This window comes from Dactylosporangium sp. NPDC000521, assembly GCF_042898305.1.
GTDB lineage: Bacteria > Actinomycetota > Actinomycetes > Mycobacteriales > Micromonosporaceae > Dactylosporangium.
The window spans coordinates 16,147-27,504 of the sequence record NZ_JBIAYW010000041.1 but is presented as its reverse complement, the minus strand read 5'-3'; the positions used below and the strand labels follow the sequence as shown (position 1 = coordinate 27,504).

Here is an 11,358-nt window from a genome sequence, read left to right as displayed (position 1 = left end):
AGGACCATTGACCGAGCTGGACGACGAGCCCACCGAGCAGCGCGGCGTCAGGTCGGTGATCCGTGCGCTCAACCTGCTCTCCGCTGCCGCTCGCGGGAGCCGGACACTCACCGAGCTCGCCGGCCAGGCCGGTGTCAGCCTGAGCACCGCATCGCGACTCTTGGCGACCCTCAAGATGGCTCACTTCCTGGAACAGGACAAGGATGGTCAATTCGTCCCCGGACCCGAGCTGACCGCGCTCCTGTATGCCGGCGACCAGTGGTCGGGTATCCGCAGGCTCGCAGGAGAAGCCGCCTCCAGCCTCCGGGACGAGCTCGACGAGACCGTGGCGTTCTTCGTCCGGTCCGGCAATGACCGTGTCTGCATCGAGTCGGCGGAGTCCGGCAGGCTCGTGCGCAGGGTTTGCCACCCCGGCGAGCGTGGGCCGGTCTATCTGGGCGCCGCAGGCAAGGCCCTCATCGCCTTCAGCAACGCCGAGCACGGCTACCTCGGTCTGCCGCCGGGCACCGACGAGTTCAAGACAGAGTCCGGTGCCGTACGCACCTTGGCAGATCTGCGGGCCGAATGCGTCGTCATCCGAGAACGCGGCATAAGCTACAGCGGCCGTGAGTCGACCGAGGAATCGTGGTCGGTGGCAGCGCCCATCTTCCAGGGCGACCTCCTCCTCGGCGTCCTCGCCGTGGTCGTCCCGATGACCCGGGCCGACGAGCAGTACATCGCGAAGGTCCAGGCGGCTCTGCGGCGAGCGGCGCCGGCTTACAGCCGCTGAGTGCCCCACTGATCGCGTCGCCGGCCCCGACATCCAAGGAGTTCACTCGCTCATGCCCGGTCGTTCGCTGCCTGGACCCGATCAGCGTGGCCTCTTCATCGGTGGTCGTTGGCGCGAGGCGGAAGAAGGGGCCACCTTCACGGTGCTCGACCCGGCCGACGGGTCCGTCCTCGCCTCGGTCGCGGACGGCTCGGTCAACGATGCGACCGAGGCACTCGACGCCGCCGCCGCCGCCCAGGAAGGCTGGGGGGCGAGTGCGCCACGCGACCGTGCGGAGATCCTACGCAGGGCGTTCGACCTGATTCGGGGCAGGACGGACGAGCTGGCCGAGCTGATGAGCCTGGAGATGGGCAAGACGATCGCCGAGGCCAGGGGTGAGGTCGCCTACGGCAACGAGTTCCTCCGGTGGTTCTCCGAAGAGGCGGTCCGCATCCACGGCCGGTGGATGCACGCTCCCGATGGCGCCAGCCGCCTGCTCACCGTCCGCAAACCGATCGGCCCCTGCCTCTTCATCACGCCGTGGAACTTTCCGCTGGCGATGGGCACGCGCAAGATCGGGCCGGCGATCGCCGCCGGCTGCACGATGGTGGTCAAGCCGGCCGAGCTCACACCACTCACGATGCTGGTTCTGGCGGACATCCTCGATGAGGCCGGGCTTCCGCCAGGTGTCCTGAACGTCGTGCCGACGTCTCGTGCCGCGGCCATGAGCGAGGCGCTGATGGCGGATCCGCGACTGCGCAAGGTGTCCTTCACCGGATCCACCCTGGTCGGACGGCAGCTCGTTCGTCAGTCGGCCGACCAGTTGCAGCGGTTGAGCATGGAACTCGGCGGCAATGCTCCATTTCTCGTCTTCGAGGACGCCGACGTCGATGCCGCGGTCGACGGCGCGATGATCGCCAAGATGCGCAACATGGGCGAGGCATGCACTGCCGCAAACCGCTTTCTGGTCCATACGGACATCGCTCAGGAGTTCGCCGGGAAGCTGGCCGATCGGATGAGCCGGCTGGTCGTCGGCCGCGGTCAGGACCCGGATGTCGACGTCGGCCCGCTGATCGATGAGCGCGCCGTCAACTCCATCCACCAGCTCGTCACCGACGCCGTCCGCGACGGGGCCCGCCTCGTGGTCGGTGGGTCCGCCCCTACGGGGCCGGGCTACTTCTACCGCCCCACCGTGCTGCTCGGTATTCGGCACGACTCGGAGATCAACCGCCAGGAGATCTTCGGACCAGTGGCCCCCATCAGCGTCTTCGCCACCGAGGAGGAGGCGGTACGCCGCGCCAACGCTACCGAATACGGCCTCGCCGCCTACGTCTTCACCCGTGACCTTTCCCGCACGATACGGCTCGCGGAACTGCTCGAGTACGGCATGGTCGCGGTGAACACCGGACTGATCTCGAACCCGGCCGCACCGTTCGGTGGCATGAAGGCCTCGGGATTCGGCCGTGAGGGCGGCTTCGAAGGAATCGAGGAGTACCTCGAGACCACCTACGTGGCGCTGCCGGCCACCTCACGACACCAGGGTTGAACCCCACCCCGACGCTCGAGCCGGGACCCGCTGGACCGGACAGGAAGCAGCTTGCGGGGCGCGTCTTGGAGCCGACTTGTCCCGAACGCCCTCGTCGAGCAGCCAACCAACGCAACCGACTACGCGGCGCCGAGGACCTTCTCGAAGCAGAACGAGTAGGTCTGCGTCTCGTACGGCGGGAAGATCGGGATGCGGGTGTAGCCGGTCTTCTCGTACAGGCGGACCGCGTCCGGCTGCCGGTCGCCGGTCTGCAGCAGCAGGCGCCGCCCGCCGAGCCGCAGCGCGGCCTGCTCGACGGCCGCGAGCAACGCGACCGACACGCCCGTGCCGCGGTGCGACGGGACGATGTACATGCGCTTGAGTTCGAGGTCGGTGCCGAGCCGGCGCAGCGCCGCGTGCCCGACCGGTTGCCGGTCGCCGGTGTAGGCGACACCCGTGTAGACGACCGTGTCCGCGTCGACGCCGTTGCGGTCGTTGAACCGGTCGGGGTAGCGCAGGCGCATCTCCGCGGCCATCGCCTCCCGCAACGTCACCGCGGCGGCGTCGTCCCAGCCGACGCTCTCGACATGCACGGTCAACGTCCGACTCGCATCCCACAATGTGGACCACCCTGCATGTCTCCAGCATCCCATGAACACTGACCGATGTCGACGAAACGCGATCTGAATTACTAGTTCCCCCATCGGTTTTGACGCCAGAATGCGGCAGCGCCTACGCTGCGCCCGTGACCGTCACGGCTGCCGCGCCGGCGCGGATGGGACGGGCGGACCTCGGCTTGCTGGCCTGCTGCGCCGGCGCCGGGTTCGCCACGCTGCTCGACTCGGTGGTCGTCACCTACGCGGTGCCGCTGCTCGGCACCACCCTGGACGCACCGGCCAGCGGCGTCCAGTGGTTCCTGTCCATCTACTCGCTGACGTTCGGGCTCGGCCTGGTGCCGGGCGGGCGGCTCGGCGACGCGCACGGCCGGCGGACCCTGTTCATCGTCGGGCTCGTCGTGTTCGCGTCCGGTGCGCTCGCCGCCGCGGCCGCGCCCGGCATCTGGTGGGCGGTCGCCGGCCGCGCCGTGCAGGGTCTGGGCGCCGGGCTCATCAGCGCCCAGGTGCTCGGCATCATCCAGGACCGGTTCACCGGGCTCAGCCGGGTCCGAGCCCTCGCGGCCTACAGCGCCGCGGGCGCGGCCGCCGCCGTGGTCGGGCCGCTCGGCGCCGCGCTCGCACTCGACCTGCTCCCCGACCACCTCGCCTGGCGGGCGGTACTGGCGCTGAACCTGCCGTTCGTCGCCGCCGTCGTCCTGCTCACCGCCCGGTTCGTCCCACGCCGGCCACCCGCGACGCGGCGGATCAGTCTCGACCTGCCCGCCATCGTCCTGGTCGGCGCGTTCGTCGTGCTCGTCACCATGCCCGTCATCGACCCGGGCATCGACGGCGGCCGGCTCTGGACCGTCGTCAGCGTGTGCGTCGCACTGGCCGCGGCGACCGTCGCCTGGGAGCGCCGCTACGCCGCCCGCGGGCGCACGCCACTGTTCGTCCCGGAGCTGATGGCGTCCCGCGGCTTCGTGGCCGGCAACCTGATCGCACTGCTGTGGTTCGGCGGTCTGCTGGCCCATTCGACGGTGCTCACGGTGTACCTGCTGCAGGGCCTCGGCTGGAGCCCCCTCATCGTCGCCGCCGTGCTGATCCCCGGCGCACTCGCACGGGTCGCCGCATCCTCCGTCAGCTCCCGCGTCTACGCCCGGCTCGGCGCCCGCACCCTGCCGATCGCCCTCGTGATCCAGGCCTGCGGCACGGCTGTGCTCGCCACGGTCAGCACCGCCGTCACCGGGGCCGGCCTCGTCGCCGCGATCGTCGCGGTCGAGCTGCTCATCAGCAGCGCCTCCGCGGTGTTCGAGCCGCCGCTGCGGGCGATCACGCTGAGCTTCGCCCCGCCGACCCACCACGGCGTCGCGGCCGCCTTCCTGCAGCTGACGCAGCGGCTGTCCGCGACCTTCCGCATCGCGCTGGTGACCGGGGTCGCCCTCACCGGCGACCTGCGGACCCTCACCACCGATGGGCTGCGGCACGGCCTGCTGATCTGCTTCGGCCTCGTCCTCACCGCGTGCCTGCTGTCCTTCAGCCCAGCCCTGCGAAGCACCGCCGCCGGAGGCAGCGGCATCGTGAAGCAGTGGCCTCAGCGGTCCGCGGCGACCGACCCGGAGTGTTGATCAGGCGCTTGACGTGAGCCATACGGATGCTGCTGGCGTCGAGTGGCCTGAGCAACGGCACACTGCTGGGCAAGCCGCTCAAGTCGGCGTCGAGGGCTGGCGCCGCCGCCCGGTCCGTGCCCTTCAGTCGGGCAGGTCGGCGATCGTGCGGGCCCAGTCGCGCAGCGGCGAGTCGGGCGCCGCCGCGGTGTACCGCCGGAACTGCTCGCGACTCTCGGCGCGGCGGATACCGCCGTGCACCGCCGGCGCCTGATGCCATCGCGTGCCCGCGCTCGGTCGCCAGCTCGCAGCGACCCCGGCGGCACCGTCGGCGGGCGACTCCACCCCGAAAAACACCTCGCGCACGCCGAGCGCCATCGCCGCGCCGAGACACATGACGCACGGCTCGAGGTTGACGCCCAGCCGCAGCGGCTCCGGATGCTCGGACCAGCCGAGCCGCTCGTCGGCCTCCATCATGGCGAGCAGTCCGGCGTGCACCAGGCGGCGGCCGTGTCCGCGTTCACGGGTGTACGCCCAGCCGACCACGTCGTCACCGGCCAGCACCACCGCACCGATCGGCAGCTCACCAACCTTCAGGCCGGCCGCAGCGGCCTCGATCGCGGCACCGACGATCTCCTCGGGGGTCACCCACCCATCCTGGCCCACCCGGGCCTGGGAACATACCGCCGACCGTCCACTCGCGGGTGGCGCGGACGGACAGGCCGACGTGGGTAGAACCGCCGATTCCGCCGACGCGGATCCGGCGACTGGCGCCTCAGGCGGGCCGGCGCAGGATCGCGCGGACCCGGCCGTCGGCGAGCACCGCGAACCGGTCTCCGTCGACCCGGGCGAGCGCGGCGCCGACCGGGTCCCCGCTGCCGTGCGACATCGACGGCCTCTCAGCTGCCGAGGAGGAAACGGGTCAGCACCCGGGTACCGAACTCGAGACCCTCCACCGGCACCCGCTCGTCGACACCGTGGAACAGCGCCGTGAAGTCCAGCTCCGGCGGCAGGCGCAGCGGGGCGAAGCCGAAGTTGCGGATGCCGAGCAGCTGGAAGGATTTGGCGTCGGTGCCGGCGGAGAGCATGTACGGCAGCAGCCGCGCACCCGGATCCTCGGCCGAGATCGCGGCGGTCATGGCGTCGACGAGGCGCCCGTCGAATGTGGTCTCCACCGGCGGGAGCTGGTCCCACTCCAGCTCGACGTCCGGCCCGAGCACCTCGGCGAGGGTCTGCTCGAAGGCTGCCTCGCGGCCGGGCAGCATCCGCCCGTCGACCGTCGCCTCGGCCAGCGACGGCACCACGTTGGTCTTGTACCCGGCGTTGAACATGGTGACGTTGGCGGTGTCGCGCAGGGTGGCGCCGATGAGCCTGGAGAGCGAGCCGAGCCGGGCGACGGCCGTCTCCGGGTCGTCGGGATCGAACGGCACCCCGGTCAGCTCGGCGACGCCCTCCAGGAACTCGCGGGTCGCGCCGGTCAGCACGATCGGGAACCGATGGGCGTCGAGCCGGGCCACCGCGGCCGCGAGCTTGGCCACGGCGTTGTCCGCGTGCACCATGGACCCGTGCCCGGCGGTGCCGCGGACCTTGAGCCGCAGCCACATGATGCCCTTCTGCGCTGTCTCCACGAGGTAGGCCCGCACCCCGTCGCCGAGGGTCAGCGAGAAGCCGCCGACCTCGCTGACCGCCTCGGTCACACCCTCGAACAGGTCCCGGTGGTGCTGGACGAGCCGGCGGGCGCCGTTGAATCCGCCGGCCTCCTCGTCGGCGAGGAACGCGAACACGACGTCGCGCGGCGGCACGATACCGTCGCGCTTGAACTGCCGGGCGACGGCGAGGCTCATGGCGACCATGTGCTTCATGTCGATGGCACCGCGGCCCCACACGTAGCCGTCGCGGATCTCGCCGGAGAACGGGTGCACAGACCACTCGGCGGGGTCGGCCGGCACCACGTCGAGGTGTCCGTGCACGAGCAGCGCGCCCCGGCCCGGATCGGCACCCGCCAACCGGACGACGACGTTGCCCCGTTTCGGTCCCGACTCGACGTACTGCGGCTCGAACCCCACTTCGGCGAGCTTCTCCGCCACGTACTCGGCGGCGGCGCGCTCGCCGGCAAGGGTCGCCGGGTCGCCCGTGTTCGTCGTGTCTATCCGGATCAGGTCGCTCGTCAGCGTGGCGACCTCGTCCACGGCGGAGCTCGTTGTCATCCGACCATCCTATAAGATTGATAGGATATTCGACCGAGACGCGCGTTACTGTGCGGCCCGTCGCCCGCCTGCCGCCGTTCAGCCGAGTGCCGCGGCCGCCTCCGAGACGCACCCTAAACTCCTAGTAGAACAATATGATATTGTTCCCGGCGTGGAGACCCGGGAGACGGTGATCGTTCGACGCAACGGCCACTGGCGGTCGCCGTGACCATCCGGACCCTCGCCTTCTTGACTCCGGGCAATTTTCCCGATGACGACCCGTATGCGGGGCTGGAAGCCACACTGCAGCTGTTCGAGTACGGCGAACGGCTCGGCTTCGACGGTGGCTGGATCCGTCAGCGCCACCTCGAGCACGGCGTCGGGTCCGCAGCCGTGTTTCTCGCCGCAGCCGGTCAGCGCACCAGCCGCCTGCAGCTCGGCACGGCCGTCATCCCGATCGGCTACGAAAGCCCGTTCCGGCTCGCCGAGGACCTGTCGATGGCCGATGTACTGTCGCGAGGCCGGCTCCAGATCGGGTTCAGCGCCGGCACCCCACCGCACGCCGACCTCATCGGTGACCTCGTCTTCGACGGCGACTGGCGCTCGTTCGACCTGTCGTACAATCGCATCAGCCGGCTTCGGGACAACCTGCGGGGCGAATTCATCGGCGGGCCGGACACGGTCATCCACTCCCCCGGCAACGTGCAGCGACCCCGGCTGCAGCCCTTCAGCAAGGGCCTCGTCGACCGGCTCTGGTACGGCGGCGGCAGCCTCCGCTCGGTGCGCTGGGCGGCGTCGGCCGGCCTGAATCTCCTCGGCGGCAACATCGTCTCCGGCGAGGGCACCGACGACTTCGTCACCGCACAGCTCGCCCACATCCACGAGTACCGGTCCATCGTTGGCCGACCGGCCCGGATCGCGGTCGGCCGCGTGATCGTCCCGCTGGACAGCGCCGACCGCTCGACCCGCCGGCGATACCTCGCCTACGCCGAAGCCCGTCGCGAACGGACCCACAGGCCGCACGGCGAGCGCCGCACCCTGTTCGCCCCGGACGTCGTCGGCACCAGCGCCGAGATCGTGGACCGCCTGCGCGCGGACGCCGCCGTCCAGGAGGTCGACGAGCTTCGCCTCGAGCTGCCGTACGAGTTCGACCGAGCGCAGTACGAGCAGATCCTGCATGACGTGGCGCACTCGGTCGCACCCGCCCTCGGCTGGCAACACGCGTGAACGCCTGGGCAGGAGGCCGCGTCAGTCCTCCCAGTCCAGTTGGTGCTCCGGGACTCCGACGGCACGACCGTGGGCGATGGCGACGGCGCGGGTCTCCCCATCTCCGGGTCCGTAGCGGAACACGGCGCCCGAGTAGACGATCACACGGTCCGCACCGTCACGGAAGTCCGCATACCAGCCGCCGACCGGGTTGAGTGCGGCAGCGAGCGCGTCCGCCACGGAGTCCGCGTCGTCGGCCTCGAAGTCGATGACGGTCCAGACCGCCGGCTGGGTCGGCGCCGCGGAGCCGGTCAGGTCGAGGCGGTAGACCCGCCGGATCCGGGTCCCCGGCGGCGCGAACTCCGCACCCGGACGCAGGCCGTCGCCGATCAGCGTGCCTGTCACCGCAAGGTTCACCGTCCAGGCCGCTGTCGTGTGAGCCGTGTCCAGGACGGTGAAGCGGGCATTCAAGTACCGCTTCTACCCGACCCCCGGGCAGGCCGCCGAGCTTGCTCGGACGTTCGGGTGTGTCCGACTGGTCTACAACCTGGCGTTGCAGGCCCGGACCGAGGCGTGGACACTGCGCCAGGAACGGGTTAACTACCACGCCACCAGCGCGCTGCTGACCGCGTGGAAGAAAACCGGGGAACTGGCGTTCCTCAACGAGGTCTCCAGCGTGCCGTTGCAGCAGGCGCTGCGCCACTTGCAGGTGGCGGCTGAACGCCACCCGGGGCCACCCGGCCGGGCACCGGCGCGCGGGTCAGTCAGTGGACTCCCGGCTGCTCAGGACGATGCTCCGCTGGGCGATCCGGGCGTTCGGGAACGTCGCCACCAGCCGGCTGTCGACCTCACGCGAGGTCGGCCGGTCCGGCCCGACGCCGGCAGCCCGGTCCCTGGGCAGCGTCTGGTACGGCGTGGTGTACCAGGTCAGGCCGGATCGTAGCGCCAGGCGGGTGAGCAGGTAACTGCGCCACTCGCCCAGTTCTCCGGGGCGCGCGTCGTTGTACGAGCCGGAGGTTTGCACCAGTACGACCTTCCCGATCCGGGCCGGGTTGAGCGTCCGGATCACGCCGTCGTCGCGGCGCATCATGACGACACCCGGCCGGGTGGGATCAGTCCACATCCGGATGATGGTCCGCCGGCGGGACCGCAGCAGGTGCACGAGCACCAGCCCGATGCCGGCGAACACGGACAGCACGAGCACCGTCGCGACGGCGCGGGTCCGCAAGCCGCCGACCAGCACGGCGACGGTGAGCAGCAGCCCGACGATGAGCAGCCCGACGCCCGCCACCAGGGCGCGTGGCCGGCCGGTCCGCAGGGTGTCGTCGTCGTGACTCCACAGCACGCACTCCCCGCCGGCCGTCATGCCCTCCATCATCGAGCGTCGTCACCGTGGTGCCAAGGGCCCGGCGCACGGGAGAGGCGGGCGAGCGTTACGGCCGCGCCACCCGGCGGCGCACACCACTGGGTCAAGCCGCAGCATGGTGATGAAGCCGAGATTACCCCGCTCGGTTGGCGTACCAGCGCAGCGTGGCGCGGATCGCCGAGCTGTGCGGGGTCGGGGTGAAGGGACCGATCTCGCGGGCGTAGGCGCCCCAGTCGACGGTGAACGGGCCGGTGAACTGCCAGCGGGTGCTGTACAGCTCGCGCAGCATCGGATGGAAGGCGCCGGTGAGCCGGTGCAGGGGTCCGGGCAGGACCGACATCCGCGGTTGGTGGCCGGCCGCCCGGTACACCAGGGTGACGAGCTCGCGCTGGGTGAGCGGCTCGGCGGCGGGCAGGTGCCAGGCCCGGCCGCCGGCCTGCGGGGCGTCGGCGAGCCGGATGAGGGCGGCCGCGACGTCCGGCAGGTAGGACCAGGTGTGCGGTTGGTCGAGCGCGCCGAGCAGCCTTGCCGGCGCGCCGGTGAGTGCGGGGCCGAAGAGGGTCTCGCCGGCGACGCTGCCGACGCCGCGCGGGCCGTAGTAGTCGCAGGCGCGGCCGATGACGACGTCGAGCGTGCCGGCGCGGTGCCGGTCGAGCAGCGCCGTGGCCATCACGGCGCGGGTGCGGCCCTTCGGGTCGGTGGCCGCGTAGGGCAGGGACTCCGTCATGGGGGCGGTGGCCGGCCCGTACATGTAGAGGTTGTCGACGAGGACGAGCCGGGCGCCGGCGGCCGCGGTGGCGTCGGCGATGGTCTCGGTGAGGGCGGGGAACTCCTGCGGCCAGCGCGTGTATGCGGGCTGCGCGGCGTGGAACACGACCGTGGCCCCGGCGACGGCCGCCCGCACCTGGGCGGGGTCGCGCAGGTCGGCGACCGCCCCGCCGCCGGGCAGCGGTGCACGGCTGACGGCTCGGACGTCGCGGCCCGCGGCGGTGAGGGCCTCGACGAGATGGGAGCCGATCCCGCCGGCCGCGCCGAGCACGACGGCCGTCACGCGGCACGCTCCACAAGCGCGCGAGCACGCCAGACGCGGACGGCCAGAGCGACCAGCCAGACCATCCACATCCCGTACGCGGTGAACCCTGCGGTGTCCAGCGGCAGGCCGGGCGCGAAGACGGGCAGCAGGAACGCCGCAGTCCAGGTCACCGCGAGCGCCAGGCCGGTGCCGCCGAGCACCCGCGACCCGCCGCGCAGCAGCCACCAGGCGACGCCGATCGCCCACAGCCCCTGGAAGAGCCAGCCGAGGTGTTCACCGAGGGCGCCGCCCGCGTACAGGTTGAGCGTGTCGAAGTCCCCGGCGATGACCTGGCGCTGCACGCCGTCCGCGGGTGCGGCGGACCACGCGTCGGACAGCGACGGCACGACGAGCGGCCAGCGGACCCAGCCGAGCGTCTGCACGACGCCCGCGATGCGGGATCAGCCGGCTCGCCAACCGGATGGAGGAGGTGGGCTACCTCACTCGCGAACTGTCCCGCTCCGACCGGCGCAGCACCGACGCCGTGCTCACCGACGAGGGCGCCGCGGCGCTCCGGAAGGCCGCCAAGGTGCTCGCCCCGGCGCTGAAGGCGCACCTGGCCGGCCCGCTGAACCTGGACGAGGTGCGGACCCTGCAGGGCCTCGCCGCCCGCATCACGGCGTGACGTCGTCCAGCGGCTGGAACGTCACGCTGTAGCCGGGTAGGTTCTCCTGCGCCGGCGCGGACTTGCGGTACACCAGGATGAATCCCGGCGCGACCACCACCCGGCCGCTCGTTGCCGGGCGCGAGGAACAACCAGTACACCGTCTGCCACGGCGCACACTCCGCCGGCACGTCCCGCCACGGCGCACCCACCCGGCTCCGCCACCGGAACCCGTCGTGCAGCGGTCGACGCGGAGCGGGTACATCTCGTCTCCACCCGGGACCGGGTCCGGCACTTCCATGCCTGGCTGTACCCGCGGGCCGCCGCCGCGCCGCTGCGCGGCACCGGCTTCCTCGCCGCCCCGCGACACGGCGCCGCGGACGACGTCGAGCGCGCGGCGGCCACGATCCGCGCCCGGCTGGCGGACCGGGCGGTGGCAGCGGCGATGGCG

General features: G+C 71.6%; 12 protein-coding genes and 1 pseudogene. 6 read left to right on the top strand and 7 right to left on the bottom strand.

Annotated elements, in window-relative coordinates:
- The first annotated feature begins 7 nt into the window (after positions 1-7).
- Positions 8-769 carry an IclR family transcriptional regulator gene (locus ACFY3L_RS52870; RefSeq protein ID WP_389342990.1) on the top strand — a complete coding sequence of 254 codons (762 nt, stop codon included), beginning with the start codon at positions 8-10 and terminating at the stop codon, positions 767-769.
- Positions 770-821: 52 nt separating this feature from the next.
- Complete coding sequence (locus ACFY3L_RS52865; RefSeq protein ID WP_389342987.1) at positions 822-2,294, top strand: NAD-dependent succinate-semialdehyde dehydrogenase; 1,473 nt, start codon at positions 822-824, stop codon at positions 2,292-2,294.
- 119 nt (positions 2,295-2,413) lie between these two features.
- Here the strand turns inward: ACFY3L_RS52865 and ACFY3L_RS52860 are convergent, their stop codons facing one another.
- Positions 2,414-2,866: a GNAT family N-acetyltransferase gene (locus tag ACFY3L_RS52860; protein WP_389343060.1), complete on the bottom strand. Its 453-nt coding sequence runs from the start codon at positions 2,864-2,866 to the stop codon at positions 2,414-2,416.
- A 152-nt stretch (positions 2,867-3,018) separates the two neighbouring features.
- Here ACFY3L_RS52860 and ACFY3L_RS52855 point away from each other — a divergent pair, with 152 nt between their 5' ends.
- Positions 3,019-4,494, top strand: a complete 1,476-nt coding sequence (locus ACFY3L_RS52855; RefSeq protein ID WP_389342984.1) for an MFS transporter — start codon at positions 3,019-3,021, stop codon at positions 4,492-4,494.
- A gap of 123 nt (positions 4,495-4,617) precedes the next feature.
- Here ACFY3L_RS52855 and ACFY3L_RS52850 read toward each other — a convergent pair whose 3' ends face one another.
- Entirely contained in the window at positions 4,618-5,121 is a 504-nt protein-coding gene (locus tag ACFY3L_RS52850; RefSeq protein WP_389342981.1) for a deaminase, read from the bottom strand.
- A gap of 251 nt (positions 5,122-5,372) precedes the next feature.
- Positions 5,373-6,680: a M20/M25/M40 family metallo-hydrolase gene (locus ACFY3L_RS52845; protein WP_389342978.1), complete on the bottom strand. Its 1,308-nt coding sequence runs from the start codon at positions 6,678-6,680 to the stop codon at positions 5,373-5,375.
- A gap of 204 nt (positions 6,681-6,884) precedes the next feature.
- On the opposite strand from ACFY3L_RS52845, the gene ACFY3L_RS52840 reads away from it, so the two are divergent.
- The gene (locus tag ACFY3L_RS52840) at positions 6,885-7,886 is read left to right on the top strand and encodes an LLM class flavin-dependent oxidoreductase (RefSeq protein ID WP_389342975.1); all 1,002 of its coding nucleotides are present in this window, start codon (positions 6,885-6,887) and stop codon (positions 7,884-7,886) included.
- 21 nt (positions 7,887-7,907) lie between these two features.
- Here ACFY3L_RS52840 and ACFY3L_RS52835 read toward each other — a convergent pair whose 3' ends face one another.
- Entirely contained in the window at positions 7,908-8,270 is a 363-nt protein-coding gene (locus tag ACFY3L_RS52835; RefSeq protein WP_389342972.1) for a hypothetical protein, read from the bottom strand.
- A gap of 37 nt (positions 8,271-8,307) precedes the next feature.
- Between ACFY3L_RS52835 and ACFY3L_RS52830 the strand changes: the two are divergent.
- Positions 8,308-8,439 (top strand): annotated as a pseudogene (locus ACFY3L_RS52830) (helix-turn-helix domain-containing protein); the annotation flags it as partial.
- 186 nt (positions 8,440-8,625) lie between these two features.
- Here ACFY3L_RS52830 and ACFY3L_RS52825 read toward each other — a convergent pair.
- From ACFY3L_RS52825 to ACFY3L_RS52815, 3 genes are all read right to left on the bottom strand, one after another.
- Complete coding sequence (locus tag ACFY3L_RS52825; protein WP_389342969.1) at positions 8,626-9,231, bottom strand: hypothetical protein; 606 nt, start codon at positions 9,229-9,231, stop codon at positions 8,626-8,628.
- Between the two features lie 133 nt (positions 9,232-9,364).
- Positions 9,365-10,282, bottom strand: coding sequence for an NAD-dependent epimerase/dehydratase family protein (locus ACFY3L_RS52820; protein WP_389342965.1), 918 nt, complete (start codon positions 10,280-10,282; stop codon positions 9,365-9,367).
- Positions 10,279-10,686, bottom strand: a complete 408-nt coding sequence (locus ACFY3L_RS52815) for a hypothetical protein (RefSeq protein WP_389342962.1) — start codon at positions 10,684-10,686, stop codon at positions 10,279-10,281. Before ACFY3L_RS52815 ends, ACFY3L_RS52820 begins: the two co-directional genes overlap by 4 nt.
- Positions 10,687-10,733: 47 nt before the next feature.
- On the opposite strand from ACFY3L_RS52815, the gene ACFY3L_RS52810 reads away from it, so the two are divergent.
- Positions 10,734-10,928: a hypothetical protein gene (locus ACFY3L_RS52810; RefSeq protein ID WP_389342959.1), complete on the top strand. Its 195-nt coding sequence runs from the start codon at positions 10,734-10,736 to the stop codon at positions 10,926-10,928.
- The last annotated feature ends 430 nt before the right edge of the window (positions 10,929-11,358 follow it).